This window comes from candidate division WOR-3 bacterium (genome assembly GCA_016926475.1).
Classification (GTDB): domain Bacteria; phylum SDB-A; class SDB-A; order SDB-A; family SDB-A; genus JAFGIG01.
The window spans coordinates 1-17,441 of sequence record JAFGON010000012.1; the positions used below are offsets into that span (position 1 = coordinate 1).

General features: G+C 42.6%; 16 protein-coding genes and 5 tRNA genes. 3 read left to right on the plus strand and 18 right to left on the minus strand.

Annotated features, from left to right (window positions below):
- Positions 1-130 precede the first annotated feature (130 nt).
- The 5 genes from JXA84_00820 to JXA84_00840 all read right to left on the minus strand — a co-directional run bounded on the left by JXA84_00820 (position 131) and on the right by JXA84_00840 (position 587).
- A tRNA-Thr gene (locus JXA84_00820) sits at positions 131-203 on the minus strand.
- A 4-nt stretch (positions 204-207) separates the two neighbouring features.
- Positions 208-280, minus strand: a tRNA-Gly gene (locus tag JXA84_00825).
- 6 nt (positions 281-286) lie between these two features.
- Positions 287-368 (minus strand) — tRNA-Tyr (locus JXA84_00830).
- Between the two features lie 17 nt (positions 369-385).
- Positions 386-458, minus strand: a tRNA-Thr gene (locus JXA84_00835).
- 57 nt (positions 459-515) lie between these two features.
- A tRNA-Glu gene (locus JXA84_00840) sits at positions 516-587 on the minus strand.
- A gap of 208 nt (positions 588-795) precedes the next feature.
- On the opposite strand from JXA84_00840, the gene sppA reads away from it, so the two are divergent.
- The 3 genes from sppA to glgB are packed head-to-tail and all read left to right on the plus strand — an operon-like array spanning position 796 to position 5,990.
- A complete protein-coding gene (gene sppA, locus JXA84_00845; GenBank protein ID MBN1149748.1) occupies positions 796-2,463 on the plus strand; it encodes a signal peptide peptidase SppA in 1,668 nt (555 codons plus the stop codon).
- A 1-nt stretch (position 2,464) separates the two neighbouring features.
- Complete coding sequence (locus JXA84_00850) at positions 2,465-3,775, plus strand: hypothetical protein (protein MBN1149749.1); 1,311 nt, start codon at positions 2,465-2,467, stop codon at positions 3,773-3,775.
- A 10-nt stretch (positions 3,776-3,785) separates the two neighbouring features.
- The gene (gene glgB, locus JXA84_00855) at positions 3,786-5,990 is read left to right on the plus strand and encodes a 1,4-alpha-glucan branching protein GlgB (GenBank protein MBN1149750.1); all 2,205 of its coding nucleotides are present in this window, start codon (positions 3,786-3,788) and stop codon (positions 5,988-5,990) included.
- On the opposite strand, the gene JXA84_00860 is transcribed toward glgB, so the two are convergent.
- The 13 genes from JXA84_00860 to JXA84_00920 form a co-directional block, all read right to left on the minus strand.
- Entirely contained in the window at positions 5,987-6,316 is a 330-nt protein-coding gene (locus JXA84_00860) for a hypothetical protein (GenBank protein MBN1149751.1), read from the minus strand. The two genes, glgB and JXA84_00860, sit on opposite strands and share 4 nt — an antisense overlap.
- Positions 6,317-6,319: 3 nt before the next feature.
- Complete coding sequence (locus JXA84_00865; GenBank protein MBN1149752.1) at positions 6,320-8,632, minus strand: response regulator; 2,313 nt, start codon at positions 8,630-8,632, stop codon at positions 6,320-6,322.
- 33 nt (positions 8,633-8,665) lie between these two features.
- Positions 8,666-9,607, minus strand: a complete 942-nt coding sequence (locus JXA84_00870) for a substrate-binding domain-containing protein (GenBank protein MBN1149753.1) — start codon at positions 9,605-9,607, stop codon at positions 8,666-8,668.
- 230 nt (positions 9,608-9,837) lie between these two features.
- Positions 9,838-10,278, minus strand: a complete 441-nt coding sequence (locus JXA84_00875) for a PaaI family thioesterase (GenBank protein MBN1149754.1) — start codon at positions 10,276-10,278, stop codon at positions 9,838-9,840.
- On the minus strand, positions 10,268-10,606 hold the full coding sequence (locus JXA84_00880; protein ID MBN1149755.1) for a NifB/NifX family molybdenum-iron cluster-binding protein: 339 nt from the start codon (positions 10,604-10,606) through the stop codon (positions 10,268-10,270). The genes JXA84_00875 and JXA84_00880 overlap by 11 nt, the downstream gene beginning before the upstream one ends.
- Positions 10,607-10,627: 21 nt before the next feature.
- Positions 10,628-11,443 (minus strand): Mrp/NBP35 family ATP-binding protein, encoded by an 816-nt coding sequence (locus JXA84_00885; protein ID MBN1149756.1) that lies wholly within the window; start codon positions 11,441-11,443, stop codon positions 10,628-10,630.
- Complete coding sequence (locus JXA84_00890) at positions 11,425-12,300, minus strand: ATP-binding protein (protein ID MBN1149757.1); 876 nt, start codon at positions 12,298-12,300, stop codon at positions 11,425-11,427. Before JXA84_00890 ends, JXA84_00885 begins: the two co-directional genes overlap by 19 nt.
- On the minus strand, positions 12,297-13,145 hold the full coding sequence (locus JXA84_00895; GenBank protein ID MBN1149758.1) for an ATP-binding protein: 849 nt from the start codon (positions 13,143-13,145) through the stop codon (positions 12,297-12,299). Before JXA84_00895 ends, JXA84_00890 begins: the two co-directional genes overlap by 4 nt.
- Positions 13,142-13,504, minus strand: coding sequence for a NifB/NifX family molybdenum-iron cluster-binding protein (locus tag JXA84_00900; protein MBN1149759.1), 363 nt, complete (start codon positions 13,502-13,504; stop codon positions 13,142-13,144). Before JXA84_00900 ends, JXA84_00895 begins: the two co-directional genes overlap by 4 nt.
- Positions 13,501-13,821, minus strand: a complete 321-nt coding sequence (locus JXA84_00905; protein ID MBN1149760.1) for a DUF5320 domain-containing protein — start codon at positions 13,819-13,821, stop codon at positions 13,501-13,503. Before JXA84_00905 ends, JXA84_00900 begins: the two co-directional genes overlap by 4 nt.
- Positions 13,822-13,837: 16 nt before the next feature.
- Positions 13,838-14,224: a NifB/NifX family molybdenum-iron cluster-binding protein gene (locus JXA84_00910; protein MBN1149761.1), complete on the minus strand. Its 387-nt coding sequence runs from the start codon at positions 14,222-14,224 to the stop codon at positions 13,838-13,840.
- Positions 14,225-14,383: 159 nt separating this feature from the next.
- Positions 14,384-15,718 carry a sigma 54-interacting transcriptional regulator gene (locus JXA84_00915; GenBank protein MBN1149762.1) on the minus strand — a complete coding sequence of 445 codons (1,335 nt, stop codon included), beginning with the start codon at positions 15,716-15,718 and terminating at the stop codon, positions 14,384-14,386.
- Between the two features lie 10 nt (positions 15,719-15,728).
- On the minus strand, positions 15,729-17,300 hold the full coding sequence (locus JXA84_00920; protein ID MBN1149763.1) for a hypothetical protein: 1,572 nt from the start codon (positions 17,298-17,300) through the stop codon (positions 15,729-15,731).
- Positions 17,301-17,441 lie beyond the last annotated feature (141 nt).

Below are 17,441 nucleotides of genomic sequence, written 5' to 3' on the forward strand. Positions count from 1 at the left end.
AGCGTGCTCTTCCCGTGATCTACGTGCCCTATCGTGCCTATATTCAAATGAGGCTTACTCCTCGCAAACTTCTCTTTCGCCATTTCCATTCTCCTTTTTAAATATTATTTTTCAAATAACTGAGGCAAAAAGCCCCTGACCGGAATTGAACCGGTGACCTCATCCTTACCAAGGATGCGCTCTGCCACCTGAGCTACAGGGGCAAAAAGCGGGAGACGGGATTCGAACCCGCGACAATCGGCTTGGAAGGCCGAAGCTCTACCAACTGAGCTACTCCCGCGTAAAGTGGCGAGGGTAGGATTCGAACCTACGAAGCCACTGGCAACAGATTTACAGTCTGCTCCCTTTGACCACTCGGGAACCTCGCCTGTATTTCCTCTTGTATAGCTGGCGAAGGGATTTGAACCCCCGACCTGCTGATTACAAATCAGCTGCTCTACCGGCTGAGCTACGCCAGCGAAAATTAAGATTTCTAAGTTATCAATTTTAAGTTAAAAAGTCAAGTTTTTTTCATATGGCGGTACGGGGAATCGAACCCCGGTTTGATGGCTGAGAACCACCCGTCCTGACCCCTAGACGATACCGCCTTGAAGTCTGATATTATTTAAGGAAAAAAAGCTTTTTGTCAATGAAAAATTTTTTAGATTTTAAATTCAATTTCACGAAAACCTCCTAAAGAAAAGAGTTGACATCCCTGCAAAAAAAAACTTATCCTTAAAAACTATGGCAGAAAAAAATCCCGATTCACAAAAGGTAAGGTCGTTTAGAATTTTTTTGATCTTTTTTGCCGTGTTTATGGTTCTTTTCACCATTTTTTTTTCCAAACTCATTTTCGACTTATTCAAAAATTTAACTTATCAACCTCAAAACGACGCAAAATGCCTCTACATCAGACTATCCGGAAACTACAGGGAAATTCCCGGCTTTTTTCCAATAGATTTTCTATCTCAATACAACGACTTGACCATCGAAGATATAGTTCAATCAATCAAAAAAGCCAGAAACGACGATCAAATTGACGCCATTTTTCTTGAAATTCACTCCATTGACAATGGATGGTCGACCGTTTCAGATATAAGAAGTGAACTTGACCGGTTCAGGCAAAACGGGAAAAAAGTATATGCATACATTTACAGCGCGTCGGACAAAGAATACTATCTCGCTTCAGTTGCAGACTCTATATTTCTTTCACCCACGGGATCCCTATTCATAGACGGTTTATCGGCTTCTGTTCTTTTCTTATCCGGTCTTTCAAATAAACTCGGCATAAAATGGGAAGTTTTCAGCAAAGGGGATTACAAATCCGCACCAAACATTTTAACCGACTCATGCCTTTCAGAATACTCAAGGGAAGATCTGGAAAAAATGCTTCTGTCAACTTACAGCCTTTACGTCGAAGAAGTTGAAAAAAGCAGAGAGGATCTGCCGTTTTCTTTCACTCTCCTACTCGACAGCGGTCCATACCTTTCTGCTCAAAAAGCCTTTTCTCTGCGATTGGTTGATGCCCTTGAACCTTATGAAAAAATATACTCAAATTTCAACCTTGCCGACAGCTCCATCTATCCGAGAAAATACCTGTCTCAGGACATAAACGCTTTTGCCAGAGAAAAACCGATTTGCGTCGTTTTCATAGAGGGTGAAATATCTTACGAAAACGAAGGCTTCTTGAGTTACGAAGACGGACAAGACGCCCGTTCAATAGCTCAATTCATTATGGAAGCCGCAGATGATCCCGAAATCAAATCAATTGTCCTGAGGATAAACAGTCCGGGTGGAGATCTCGACGCTTCCTACGCTCTCGGAAAAGCGGTGGAATACGCCTCGCAGAACAAACCTGTAGTTGTGTCCATGGGCGACGTGGCGGCATCAGGCGGATATTTTACCGCCATGTATTCGGATTACATAGTAGCTTCAAAATTCACAGTAACAGGATCTATTGGCGTTTTCATGATAAAACCGGACCTTTCCGGCCTTCTTCTTAAAACTGGATTATCAGTCGACACTGTTAAAACAAATGTTTGTTCAGATTTCATGTCGCCGTATAGACCCCTAAACCAACACGAAGCCCAGATACTTGAAAACTACGCCAGCGAAGCCTATCTTCTTTTCACTTCAGAAGTTTCAAAAAACAGAGACCTCGATTCCGCCTTTGTTGAATCTATCGCCGGCGGAAGAATCTGGATGGGTTTCGACGCCTTTGAAATCGGACTTGTCGACACCATAGGCGGTCTTGATCTCGCCGTTAAAATCGCCAAAGAAATGGCCCAAATACCCGTGGAAAGCGGAATAGGGGTAAGAGTATTCCCCGAGCCTTCTTTCAACTTCAAAAATCTCAGAAACAGAACTTGGATGTATTTCACCTCCAAACTGTTCCCGGGAGCTTATGAATTTCTGATACTGAAAAAACAGCCTTCAAGTATCACTCCTTGCCTGCTCTTTCCCTATGAAATAGACATACGTTGAAATGATCTTCATTCTTTTCCTGATCTCAATTCAAGCAGAAAAATTAGGGTTGAAAATTCCGCCTTCTGAACTGTCAGAAATCAGGGGTATGAACGCTGAGTTTATAAGCTTTCCCGGTCCTGATGGAAGAACAGTTGATTCGATATCTTGCGGATCTTTGAATTCTTCGGAAGAACATTGCGTGTTTTTTCTTCGTTACCGGGATTCTCTCAAGACAAAATTCAGAATTGTGAGTGTCGACCATGCAGGAACTCTGATCGCGAACAGTCCCATTTTCCCTCATTCAGACGGTCTGTACTCGATTGAAAGAGCCGGTTTCGTCGACGTCTTAAACGGTAAAAAAGGCATTTATGTCAAAATTTCACAGACGACGTCGACTCTTTCAAGGGATTTCGACTACATATTCATTTTAGACAGAGAAGGCGTTTCTCAATTCTACAGCCTTCTTTCCCGAGAATGCTTCAACGAAGGAGGGCGTGACATGAATAGTCTGCTCTACTTCTTTGACAACCGATTATGTTTAGCACAGTCCCCCGAGTACTGGATCAGTATCCATGATTACGAAACAGACATAGAGTCGCAAAAGGCCGTTTGGACAATTCCCGGGACAATACTTTTCGAACCAGATTATTTCGGCTACGCGCCTAAATTCTACTTGTTGGGGGAGGATTCGATTGTTCTTCATTATGGCGATCTGCTTTTTTTCTTCCGCCTTCCTGAAGAAGAGTCAATATTTCCTTCCTGTTCATGGAATAGCTTGTCAAGCGTTGAATCCCATCACCTTTTTAAATTGTGGTCAGCTTTTCTCGGGTATAATTTCGCGGTCAATTCCTCTTCATACGAGGGCTTCGACCCTTCCTTCAGAATAGTGGGAGGATATACACGGAAATTCGTCGAGTTGATAATTTTTCTTCAGGACAGAGAGATAAACTCCGGAGGCGACCTTTTTTCTTTGAAATTTTCCAATCCTGAACACCCCGATGCTTTTTTTGAATCGAAACTTACACCGCATAATTCTTCCCCGTTTGATTCTGTTATCATCGAGACGTTCGGTTCTGTGATAACTCCGGAAGTAACAGCGAATGTTGTTTCTCAATCCGAACGCAGCTCCATAATACTCGTCGAAATTCCTGTTAAAGACTTCAAACAGGCGATAGGAATCGAAAGCGATCTGATTGTCGTCTCGGCCATTTTCCGCTACAGAGACATCGACGACAATGAAGTTTCCTTTTCTTCCATTCCTTCAGGCGCAAACAGAGAAAGCACATCGGCTTGGGCAGATATAATTTTCGGAACGCTCACTTTAAAATAGAGGAGAGTGCATGAACACGACTATGACAGACGATGAAATCATAGCTGTCGTCGAATCGGATCTTTTTGATCCTTTTTCAATACTCGGGATGCACAGAAAAGTACTGGACAACTCCAAAATTATCGCCGTTAGAGTTTTTTTGCCCGACGCCAAAGAAATCTTTATTGTAGGAAACAAAGAAACAAAAGCCGCTAAACCCTTACATCCTTCCGGTCTTTTTGAATCAATTTTTCCCGACGAAGAGCATTTTTTCCCTTACAGAATTAAGTGTTCCTGGACCGGGAAAGATTACATTGTTCTGGATGATCCCTACAGATTACCTCCTGTTCTTTCAGATTACGACATATACCTTTTCAACGAAGGTTCAAACACAATGGCTTATGAAAAACTTGGAGCCCACGTCATGGTTTTTGAATCCATCAAAGGAACTCTTTTCGCACTGTGGGCACCAAACGCAAAAAGGGTAAGCGTGGTTGGAGATTTCAACCATTGGGATGGAAGGCGCCATCCCATGCGATCACGAGGAAGCAGCGGGATATGGGAACTGTTTCTGCCGGAAATCACTGAAGGGTGCCTCTATAAATACGAAATCAAAACTCAACAGAATTTAATAACAGTCCGCTCTGACCCTTACGGATTCCATTTTGAAAAACGACCGAGAACCTCATCTCGGGTTTTTGACCTAAACAAATTTAATTGGACGGATGAAGGCTGGATGGGCAAAAGGTCTTTGCCTCTTGAAAAACCGGTTGCAATATACGAGATGCACTTGTCAAGCTGGATGAAAAAAGTCGAAAAAGGAATTGTCGAAGATATTTCATACAGGGAGCTTCCTGATCTTTTAATACCATACCTTCAAGAGACCGGCTTCAATTACGTAGAATTCATGCCTTTGGCTGAGCACCCGCTTGATGACTCTTGGGGCTACCAAGTCACGGGTTACTATGCTCCGACCAGCAGATTCGGCACTCCAGACGATTTAAAGTATTTGATTGACAGGCTTCATGGTGCAGGAATTGGAGTAATTGTAGATTGGGTTCCGGGACATTTTCCGAAAGATTCGCACGCCCTCGCCATGTTCGACGGAACAGCTCTTTACGAGCATCAGGATCCAAGACAAGGCTTCAACAAAGACTGGGGCACGCTAATTTTCAACTACGAGAGAAGAGAGGTTAAATCTTTTTTGATTTCAAATGCAGTCTTCTGGTTCGATAAATTTCATGTTGACGGTCTCAGGGTGGACGCCGTTGCTTCTATGTTATACCTGGATTATTCAAAAAATGACGGCGAGTGGATTCCCAACAAATACGGAGGAAAAGAGAACCTCGAAGCAATTGCATTTTTAAAAACGCTAAATCTGAAAATATTCGAACTTTTTCCTTCAGCCCTCATGGTCGCTGAAGAATCGACAAGCTGGCCGATGGTTTCAAGACCAGTCTACCTCGGTGGGTTGGGTTTTGCTTATAAATGGAACATGGGTTGGATGAACGATTTTCTCAGTTACATTTCAAAAGATCCGGTTTTCAGAAAATATCACAGAAACGATATAACATTTTCCATGCTATACGCTTTTACGGAAAATTTTATCCTTCCAATTTCACACGACGAAGTAGTCCATGGGAAAAAATCTTTCATCTCAAAAATGCCAGGCGATTATTGGCAAAAATTCGCTAACGCGAGGTTGGCTCTCGGGTTTATGTTCTCCCACCCAGGCAAAAAACTCCTGTTCATGGGTTCTGAATTTGGCCAGTGGGAAGAATGGCAATTCAACGAAAGCCTGGACTGGCACCTTTTAAAATTCGAAGCTCATTCAAAGCTAAAGAAATACGTATCCGATCTCGTAAAAATTTACAAAGAGAACAAAGCCTTGTGGGAAGTGGACTTCAGTTTCGAAGGTTTTTCATGGATAGATTTTCACGACACAGACAGCTGTGTAATATCATTCGTCAGATGGGCAAAAGACAAAGAAGATCACATCGTCGTCCTTTGCAATTTCACTCCTGTCGTGAGACAGTCTTACAGAGTTGGAGTCCCCTCCGGCAGCCATTACAAAGAATTGCTCAACAGTGATTCAGAGTATTATTACGGCAGCAACGTAGGAAACTTCGGACTGATACATTCTGAAGAAAAGCCATGGCATTCTTTCTTGCACTCTATTGAAGTGACTCTTCCTCCTCTTTCAGTTCTCTATCTCGCGCCTGAACACAGAAATTAAATCACTCCAAATAATTTAAGCGCAAAAAAAGCTATTAAAGCCGCGGATAAAAAAAAGATTTCAAACACGAGAAACATGCAAAAAAATACTCTGGCGTTTACGAATTTCTCCGAACCCGCTGAATTTGTGAACAGATAGACCACCGCGTTTCTGTAATGTCCCGACCCGGTGATGTAAGTCCTCTTTTCAGCTTTCAACCGGCCTCTATCGAAAAATTTCAGGCTTTCCAGAATTTTTACCGTAGCCCTACTGAGAGTCGAAACAAAAAATGTTGGCAGCATTATTCCCAGAAAAAACCCAGAGGACAATAGAATGAATAAATACATGAACTACTCCTTTAAAGCTTCATTCAATTCTTTTGTAGAAAAAGGTTTTTGAAGAAATTTGAATTTTCTCTCCGATATTTTTTCCATGATAATCGCATTTTCAGTATACCCCGAAAAATAGACTACTTTCAGCGTCTGTTTTCTTTTTGTCAGATCATCAGCAAGCTCTTTTCCTCCCATGACAGGCATAATTACATCGGTCATCAACACATCTATTTCTTCATATTTCCTGGAAAAGATGTCTATCGCGTCCTGTCCATTGTCAGCTGTCAAGACTTTGTATCCCAGCGACAGGAGCATTTCTTTCGTAATTTTTCTTACTCCCGGGTCGTCTTCTACGAGAAGAACAGAAACTTGCTTATTATGCACCGGCTCTTCAACAAAAGAATCTTTTTCCTCCTGTGTCTCTTCATCAACTCGAGGAATATAAACCGTGAAAGTAGAACCTTTCCCCTCTTCGCTGTTTACGTATATATATCCGCTGTTCTGTTTAATTATACCGTAGACTGTTGACAGCCCTAATCCGGTTCCCTTGTCTTTATCTTTTGTCGTGAAAAAAGGTTCGAAAAGATGGTTTTTTACGTAATCATCCATCCCTACTCCTTCGTCGCTGAAAGAAATCGCTATGTACTTTCCTGGGTGCCCTAAAAATTTGTCATTCCGTTCATCATCATTTGATTCTACGTTCATGGTTTCAATTATCAATCTTCCCCCGTTAGGCATGGCGTCCCTGGCGTTGACTACGATATTGAGAATCACTTGTTCAAATTGAGTTTCGTCGAACTTTATTTTTCCAATATTTGCATCGAGAACAAGCTCCGTTTTGATGTCTTCACCCAAAAGACGAGTAAACATATCATATTCTTTTTTTATGAGAACATTGGGGTTAAAAATTTTTGGTTTTATTACTTGTTTTCTGCTGAAAGCAAGAAGATGACCGGTCAGTCGTTTTCCTCTCTGCCCCGCCTCCAGCATCTGCTCAACGGCTATTTTTTCTTCCTGAGATATGTCACTTCTTCCCAGTAAATCACAGTAGCCGATAATAATCGTCAATATGTTGTTGAAATCATGAGCGATGCCACCGGCGAGTCTTCCTATCGCTTCCATTTTTTGAGATTGATGAAGTTGTTCAACAAGCTTTTTACGCTCTGTGATATCTGACACAAATCCTTCCAGGTATGCCGGTTTGCCGGCTTCATCTAAAACAAGGCGAGTGCTGAGAGAAACCCAAATTTTTTGTGCGTCTTTTCTGAAAAGCTGTACTTCTCTGTGAGCAATCTTCCCCTGTTGTAATATATCGGAAACATACTTGTCTCTTTCGTCGGGCGACACGTAGAGCTGTTTTGTTATATCGGTGCAATTTCTCAACAGATCTTCCTTTGATTCGTAACCGAGAATGCTTATCAATGAAGGATTGGCGTCTATAAATCGGCCGTCTATAGTCGATTGAAATATACCGTCAATAGCGTTTTCAAAAATATCCCTGTAGCTTTTTTCACTTATCCTGAGAGCTTCTGCCATTTTCATTTTTTCATCAATCTCCTCTTCAAGAGTGCGGATGAGAAGCTGCAGCCTGCTCGTCATAGAATTGAAAGAGTTCGCCAAAATGTCGAATTCATCTCCTCTGGACATATTTACTCTGAAAGACAAATTTCCAGATTCAATCGCCTTAGAGGCGTCAACGAGTTTGCTTATTGGCAGAACAATGTTTTTCGACGCGCTTAAATTAGTCAGAACACTGACGACAATGATACCCGCAGCGGCAAAAATCCAGAAAAAACGCATTGCTTCCATGACCTTCCTTGATTTTTCCTGGCTTTCTAGTACATCTTTCTGAATCTCCATCTGAAGAAAATCCATTTTTTCTTCAAACCTTCTCTGCAATGAAGCAAGCTCATTGTGTCTTGTGTATTGTGTTCTCGACCACTTTCCCAGAATTACATCCTGGGAAATTTTATCCACTATCAGCGTCAATTTCGCCCCGAAACCCGAAATTTCTCCTTCGGTAATCAGATTGTCTTTGGACAGGTATTTTTCCAAAAGTTCAATCTCTTTTATAAAGCTATCGGTGAGTATTCCAAGCCTTTGATCTACTCCGACACTTTGACGAGTCAACAATGTATTGTCAATTTCAGAAATCACTTCGTTCCATCTGTTTTGAGCCTGAACCATAATATTTCTCTTTTCATTGCAATCTGACATTGATCTGACAGTGTTTTCAACAGACAGGATGTAGAGAAACGCATAGACTATTGATATAACTACGAGTGCTACGGTTATCAAAAATCCGGCTATTACGCGTTTTTTTATTGACAATTTCGGCATCATGTATTTAAAGCTGTTTAAAATTTACTTGGTAATCAGGGCTAGTTCAATGAAAATCGTGTCAGGTACATCTTCTCCGGAAAGGTATTTCATCACGGTTTCTATTCCTATACGCCCCATCTCTTCGGGTCTTTGGGCGACAGTCGCCGTCAGCTCATTTTTCTCCAGAGAAGAAATGGCTTCTTCGGTCCCGTCAAAGCCGATAAAAACAATTTCATCCAGCCTTTGAGCTTCTTTTGATGCTTCAATCGCCCCGAGGATCATGTCGTCGTTGTGAGCGAACACACCATCAATCACCGGAAATTTCGAAAGAATATCCTCGAAGATTTTTCTGCCTTCAGATCTGTTGAAGCTCGCAGAGGCGGAATATACTATCTCAATCTCCGGATAGTTTTCTATTGCTTCGTGAAAGCCTCTCCCTCGTTCAGTGGCGGCTGAAGAACCTTCTGTCCCCGAGAGTTCCACTACTATCCCCTTCCTGTTCAGCATTTCAGACAAATAAACACCTGCCATAGCGCCACCTTCCAAATTGTTGGAAGCGATATGACTTACAATATTTTCGCAGTTTGAGCTCCGATCAATCGTAAAAACAGGAATTCCGGTAAATGATATTTCCTTTATTACAGGACAGACATCGTCGCTAACTGGGTTTAAAATGATCGCCTCGACTCCGTCGTCGACAACTGTTTTCAATTGTTCTATTTGAATTTCAGGATCGTCATGTGCGTAATAGACTATAAGTTCAGCATTGAGTTCATCCGAAGCTTTTTGAGCGCCTTTGACGAGCGACATAAAAAATGGTGTCTCTTCGGTCATGCATATAAGCAGCGCTACCTGCGGTTTTCCAGTTCCGGTTAATTCGCTATTTTCGGACATTTCAACACAGCTTGTGGAAGTTAAAAAAAACAAAAGAAGAAGTAAGCATTGGGGGATTTCTTTTTTGCAGAATCTCGCGAATTCTAGCATTCAAACCTCCTCAACGAATTACAGGCAATTCGTTCATAAAGGATTATACATCCAATTCACGAGATTACATAAAAAAAATTTTGGCGCAGAAACACGAAGTAAAATAAACTTTGCCTTTAACTTCTTATAACAGCGGATAATCTTTCAAATACAGGTGGAAATCTCTCTCACAATAAATTCCACAAGGATGTATTTTGCCGGATTCTCGAAGAGTACCGGTCAAACTATCTCTAAATTTCGCTTTTTAGAGGATCAGGCTCTTTTGATTCCATGAATTTGCCCTCAGCTCTAGCGAATACGTCATCACCTAAGGAAATCGAGCTGTTTAAAAAATAAACGTTGTGAAATTGATTCTTCAAAGTGGCTTTTATGAATATCTTTGACCCGACGGGAACGGGTTTTAAGAATCTGACGTTCAATTCGGCGGTGAAAGCCGATATATTCAGGCTGAACAGGCAATGAGCCATCGCGCAGTCGAGAAGACTGCATATTATGCCTCCGTGAAGATACCCTTCGTAGCCCTGAAATTTTTTTCCGCAATCGAAGTCAGCCCAAACAGACCCTTCTGCTTTTCCATGAAATCTCAACCTCATCGAGGAAGGATTTTCTTCACCGCATAACATGCAGTGTTTATGAGAATCCGGAATGCCTAAAAGGTAATCAGTGGTCACAATAATTTTCAGTGGCTTCAAGTTTTCCGTTGATATAATCCAGAACAAGTTTTTCAGGTTTTTCAACGGGAGCGCCAACGACTACTTTTATGCTAAATTGATCGAAAAAACTGACAGCTTTGTTGCCCATACCTCCCGTTATGACTACATCAACACCCTTTTCACTCAACCATTTAGGCAAAATTCCTGGTTCATGAGGAGGCGGCGCAAAATCTTCTCTGCCGACAATCTCCTTTCTATCTTCGTCTACAGAAAGAATTGCCACTTTCCGACAATGTCCAAAATGAACGTTCAGCATTCCATTTTCAATTGGAACAGCAACCTTCATCCGACCTCCTGTTTTAATAGTTTATCTTCCTTGAGAAATAATCTTCTCCGCTATTTGGGAAAAAACTTTGGACATGTTAGAACTTTTAGGTGATGTTACTAGGGGTCTGCCCTCGTCTCCGGAATTGACAATTTCGAGTTCGATCGGAACTTTTCCGAGGAAAGGCACTCCTGAATTTTTTGCCATCGCTTCGCCCCCGCCGCTTTTAAAAATGTCTGTGTTTTTACCGCAGTGAGGACAAATAAAGCCACTCATGTTTTCGACAACTCCGAGAACCGGCACGTCGAGTTTTTTGCAGAAGTTAAGTGATTTTCTGACGTCTGCGGCTGCAACTTCCTGAGGTGTAGCCACCACAACCGCTTCAACGGTTTTTCCCAAAAACTGAACTGTAGAGAGTATCTCATCGCCAGTCCCGGGAGGGCAGTCCACTATGAGAAAATCAAGTTTTCCCCATTTGACGTCTTTCAGAAATTGTTTGATTAAACCGGTCTTCAAAGGACCTCTCCATATAACAGCATCATCAGGATTTTCGAGCAAAAATCCGATGGAAATAATTTTCAGATTTTTTACGTTTTCCACTTCAACCGGCATTATTTCTGATCCTTCTCCGAAAGCTCTTGTCGTCGCTTTGCCGAGCATTGTTGGAACGCTCGGTCCATGAATGTCTACGTCGAGAAGTCCGGTTTTTTTACCCAGAAAAGCCAGAGCAAACGCAAGATTCACAGCAACAGTGCTTTTTCCAACTCCGCCTTTCCCCGAGAGAACGACAATTTTTCTGTCTATTTCAGATAATTTTTCTATTAGCTGTTTATCGTTGCTCATAGGATTTGCCTGCATAAAATCTCCCAAATTTTTTTTATTTCTTCACCTGCATAACTGTCCCGCATTTCTACAACAGTTAAACCTTTTATTTGAGCTTCAACGACTTTTTTATCGTATGGTATTTTACCGCAAAAAAAGGCTCCTGTCTTTGCCGAATAGCTCTCAATTGCCATTGATTTTTCCTGGTTTATATCCCATTTATTGACGCAGATGAAAAGAGGGATTTTAAAATGCCTCACGAGATCCGCTACGCGGATTAGGTCGCTTTCTCCCGAAATTGTAGGTTCTGTGACGGCTAAAACGGCGTCAGCTCCTGTTACAGAAGCAATGACAGGACAGCTTATACCCGGTGGACCGTCGACGATGACAATTTCAGATCCCATTTTTTGAGCTTCTTTCCTTGCAACTTTCCTGACGAGGCTGACAAGCTTGCCGGAATTTTCTGCACCTGCATTCAGCCTGGCGTGGACCATTTTTCCGCCTTTGACCGAGGATAAATACCACTCCCCGCAGTCTCTTTCCGGAAAATCTATCGCGTCAAAGGGACAAAAACGGGCACAGACACCGCAGCCTTCACATGAGGATGAATCTACAGAATACTCCATCGAATAAGGATCGACTTTTATTGCGTCAAATTTGCATAACTCCAGGCATTTGCCGCATTTTTCGCATCTGAGTTTGTCAATGACTGCAACATTTCCGCTTATAAATCTATGCGAATCTATCTTGTCGGGCTTCAAAACGAGGTGAAGGTCAGCTGCGTCAACATCGCAGTCTGCTATGACGAAATTATCCGAAAGGGCCGCGAAAGAAGCAGAAAGACTTGTCTTTCCGGTTCCGCCTTTGCCGCTTATGACAACTATTTCTTTCATTTCTTGGAATCTCTCGCGTAACTTTCAATTTTTCCCAAAACGCCGTTGAAAACCTCTTTCATTTCAGGCCTGACGTCGAAAATATTTCCGCCCCTTGAACAAGCTTCGGCTATTTTTCTTTCCTCTTTTATTTTCATGAGTATTTCAATATTCTCCCTTTCGCAGAATTCTTCAATTCCCCTGAATTCGTTTCCATGTCTGTTGACCACGACGCCAACGGGTATATCCATTTCTTTCAAAACTTCCTGGGCGAGGGTTAAATCGTGCAGTCCAAACGGAGTCGGTTCGGTCACGAGTATCACATAATCAGAACCTTTCACAGCCGTGGTCATCGGGCAGGAATTACCCGGAGGACAATCTATGATGTTAAGCCTATCTTTTGAAAGGTGCTTTTTGACAGCCCGTATAAGAGGAGGAGACATCGCTTTTCCCACGTCTAGAATTCCTCTGGCAAAACGCAAATTACCAGTTTCGGCAATTTCAAGTTTTCCTATGACAGAATTATTTTCTTGGAAAGCATCCACCGGGCAGACAAGAAAACATCCACCGCAACTGTGACACAAATCTTCAAAAACAATGACCTTGTTTTCTGTCACAGCGAGAGCGTTGAAGTTGCAGAAATCTGCGCACAAGCCGCAATGAGTGCATTTGTCCTCAATTACAGAAGGGACTACAACAGACACTTCTTCGCTTTTTATCTGACCGAGCTTTAAAAACAACCCGGCGTTTGGTTCTTCAACATCGCAATCCAGAAGCGAGACATTCCTTTCTGTCGAAAGAGCCATGGCAACCGACACGGTCGTCTTGCCTGTCCCTCCTTTTCCCGAAGCTACTGCTATGGTCATACCCAATGCGAATTCACGTCTGAATCTTCAGCGGGTTTTAGTTTTCCTCCTTTGAACTCTTCGATCGCTTCAGCAACGCTTTTCGCGTTTGAATGATAGATTTTTACACCCGAGCTTTGAAGGACTTGAAAAGCCTTGGGTCCCGTATGTCCTGTTATCAAAGCAGAAGCGCCTGATTTAGCTATCATCTGAGCTGACTGCACCCCAGCGCCGCCTGCTGCGTCGGCATTCTGTTTGTTGTCGACGACAGTGAAAGTGCCGTCATCCAAGTTGTAGACTATAAAATTTTCAGCCCTTCCGAATCTCTGGTCAAGCGGGGAACTGAGGTCGTTCCCCGCGCAAGTCAAAGCGATTTTCAATTATCCCCCTCGAGTTCGCTCAGCTTTTTGTTTATTTCATCGAGCTGAGACTTCAGGGATTCTGCGGTGTTTTTAAGAGCGTCTTTTTCACTCAACGCAACAGAGGGATTATTGTTGAACCCGAAACGCATCCACCCGGAGACACCTGTTGCGTAAAACATTCTTCTGAAACCTCTTCCTCTGGATCCCCAACCGCCACCGCCTCCCCAATAAGATCCGTTCATATATCCAGGAACTGAATAACCGGCGCAATAACCCATTCTTCTGCCAGTCATTGGTCCACCTCCTAAAGGTCCTGTTCCGTTTCCACCAGGCATTTTTCCTCCTTTATTTTTAGTTAAATCTTCTTCTGCACCGTCCGCGTCCGCGAACTCCCCTATTTCTATATCCACATCCCGGCATGGAATACTTTAAAGGTTCAACCTCTCCCCTTTTACAAGCCTCGACAACGTCTTCTACGCACCCTGAGACAAAAGGGTATATAAACATTCCGCTGTCGATTACTTTTCTCATCCCCTTTTGCGATATTGCGCCACAGACCAAAGCGGATACTCCTTCACTTTTCAGCGCCGAGACCTTGCTCTCCACCGTATCACCAGAAAGATGAATCTTTCCTTTGTCAATTTTACCGTCCTCATAAAACGTGAGAGTAATCGCCGTTTTTGAGGCGTCAAAAACCGGAGACACCCTCCCATTCCAAACCGTCAGTGCGAGTTTCATACTAATTTATACGCAAGCTTAGTGCCAAAACCATCAAAACTTTTGTAAAAACATATATGCCAACATTAGGTTATTTAAAGCAACGCCGCTGGGTTCAGCACTTTTAGTAAAGGTGGCATAATTGCAATAATTAAGCTTCTAATTGTTGCAATAACGCGACTATTTTTCGCCGTCGATTTCTCCAGCATGACCTATCTTGTAATATTTCATCTTTCTGAAAAGAGTCGATTTGTCTATTCCAAGCTGTTTAGCGGCGGAACTTTTGTTTCCTTTGTTTTGTCTTATGGAGTTCAATATAGTTTGCCTTTCGGCCTTTTCGACTGCAGATTTCAAGCCACCAGCTTTTTGATACATACCGGCATTTTTCAATAACTCTCCAGGCAAGTTTTCTGTCCCGATGATTCTTTTTGAACACATTACGAAAGCTCTCTCGACCACGTTTTCAAGCTCTCTTATGTTGCCCGGCCAGTCGTAAGAAAAAAAAACCGAAAAAACATCTGGAGAAAACCCTTTTATGTTTTTTCCTTGAATTATATTGAGCCTCCCTAGTATCTTTTCTGCCAATTGAGGTATATCTTCCTTTCTTTCCCTGAGAGGGGGAAGCGTTAAAGAAATTATATTGAGGCGATAGTACAAATCCTGTCTGAATTCATTTTTTTTCGTCATCTCTAATAGGTTTTTGTTTGTCGCCGCCATAATTCTCGCCTCTGTTTTCTCGGTTTTATTTGATCCCAGCGGTTGGTACTCTCTCTCCTGCAGAACTCTTAAAAGTTTGACCGCGAGAGACTGTGAAATTTCACCAATTTCATCGAGAAAAAGGGTGCCTTTTGTCGCCAAAGCAAGCCTGCCCTCCTTGTCCTTATCTGCCCCGGTGAAAGCCCCTTTTTTGTAGCCGAACAACTCAGATTCCAAAAGTGTGTCAGGAAGCGCGGCGCAGTTTATAGCGACAAAAGACCCTTTTGATCTTGGGCTCATAGAATGAATGGTTTTAGCTAAAACCTCTTTACCGGTTCCTGTTTCACCCTGTATCAAAACCGTGCTCAAGCTTTCAGAAACAGCGGGGAGAAGGCTGAAAATTTTCCTCATTTCTGTGTTTTCACTAACCATCTCACCCGCAGTACTTTTCTCCGTTAGCTCTTTTTTCAGCTCCTCTATTTCACTCAGATCCCTGAAGGTTTCTGCCCCTCCAATAATTTTTCCGCTTTCATCCTGCAGAAGCGCGGTTGAAACGCTTATTGGTATTTTCCTCCCGTGCAGATCTATTATATAAGCGGAAACATCTACAAGAGGTTTTCCAGATTTGATTGTTTTCCTGAGAGGGCACTGGTTTTCGCATTTATTTGATTTGAAGACTTCGCAACAATTTTTTCCAACCGCGTCTTCTCTTCTCACTCCCGTGATAATTTCCGCGGCTCTGTTGAAATACGTAATTTTCCAATCCAAATCTACAGTGAAAACTCCGTCCGATATACTCTCGAGTATTTTTTCGACCATGCCTATATTTTCATTTCAAAACCTGAAAACTAATTGTTTTTGTGATTCTTGCGTTTGTCAGGACGGCGAAATAAACTCCAAGGGGTAGTTTCAAGGTGACGTTAAATGTTTTGCCTGTCTCTTCCAGGCAATAATTTCCGCAAGATCTGCCCAAGATATCATATAAGCGCAATACGCCTTTGGATTCGTATAATACCGACAGAACTTCACCTTTGTAAAAAACACGGAAAACTTCATCTTGATGGAGTCTCGCGCTATTTTCTTCTCCCACTCCAGTCCAGTGGTACTCGTAAGCTCCGATATCTATCTGCCCGTCAGATGGTCTTCCGGCAGGATATTGTGAAACATCATGAAGAGGGGGGTGAAACAGTGGAGGAAAAAGAGGGTTGGGAAACTCAAAACCGTAAGGGCTGGCAGGAGTTTGATTTCCGGCGTCTTTAAGGGGGCTTGTCTGTAAAATATTCAGATCCAGCGAAGAGAAATCGACAAACCCGGGGTCTGTTCCTATGGTTGTAGAAGTCCATTGAGAGGGTATATTCGAAGCGCCCTGGTAGACCCAGTTGCAGCTTCCGCTGACTACAGCAGTGTCATGTACCCAAAAAGCGTCTGACGTGCGAATAATATTTATACCTCCACCTTCTCTGTAAAATACGTTGTTGTGCATTTCGACGCTTTCGAGGGTGTCAAAGCATCTGAAGACGGCGCTCGTTCCGCACACGAAGGTGTTGTTGACGAATCTGTATCTTCCGTGAGTCATTCCAGTTCCGTCGCCTCCTATTCTGACGCAGTAAAAATTTGAATTGTTTCCTGCTGAAGTCGCTTTTTTCGCAATGACATTCCCTACTATATCGGAATCTTCGCGTTTTAGGCCTATGTTTCCGGTGTCACCTCCGTCGCATCCTATCAATTCCAATTCGTGATAAAACCCTCCTTCAATCCAGTTGTAATATATTTCATTTCTCTCAGCTCTCGACTTGACATTGTTGCCTCCGTCAGCGTCGTGGATATAACAATGCAACATTCTAAAGACGCTTCCAGGATGGTGAACTTCATCGGTCGCCATATAAACCTGGTGCCTGTAATCTCCGTCTCCGCAGTTTCTCACTTCTACAAACTCCATGAGACAAGAACCCGAGCCTTGGTCCGCTCCTAGAATCCCATGAGCGGGACAATCGCGTACGAGAACGTCCCTTAAAGTCAAATCATCTGCCTGATGGTATACACCCCTTGAAGTTCCGCCCGTGATTTCAAATCCTTGAAAAATGTAATGATCAGCGCCGCTGTCGTAAGGCCATGGAGATATAAAAGAAACTGTGTTGGTCCCTCCTGAGATAGTTGGTCTGTTTCCGTTTATCCTGACGCCGATTATGAAGATCTTGCTGTCCTGTCTTCCTGCTTTTGTGAAAACTACATCCCCCGGATAAGTGCAGTCTCCATCGACAAAAACACTGTCGCCTGGATCGAGCAAATCGACAACCTGCTGCAATGCTGTAAGAGGTCTCGTCGGACCGACATAAAAAACGTCGCCGTATAAACTAGTTGTAAAAAACAGCAAGCATAAAAACAGTGTTTTTTCTTTCATAAAACCTCTTTTTTAATCCTTTTTACCACCTCTCTGCTTTTCGCTAAATTATAACAATTTTAACCGACCAATATAATACATAAAAATTTTCAGAAAAACCTTTACGACAGCGTCAAATATGAAAATCTAAGAATCTGAGGC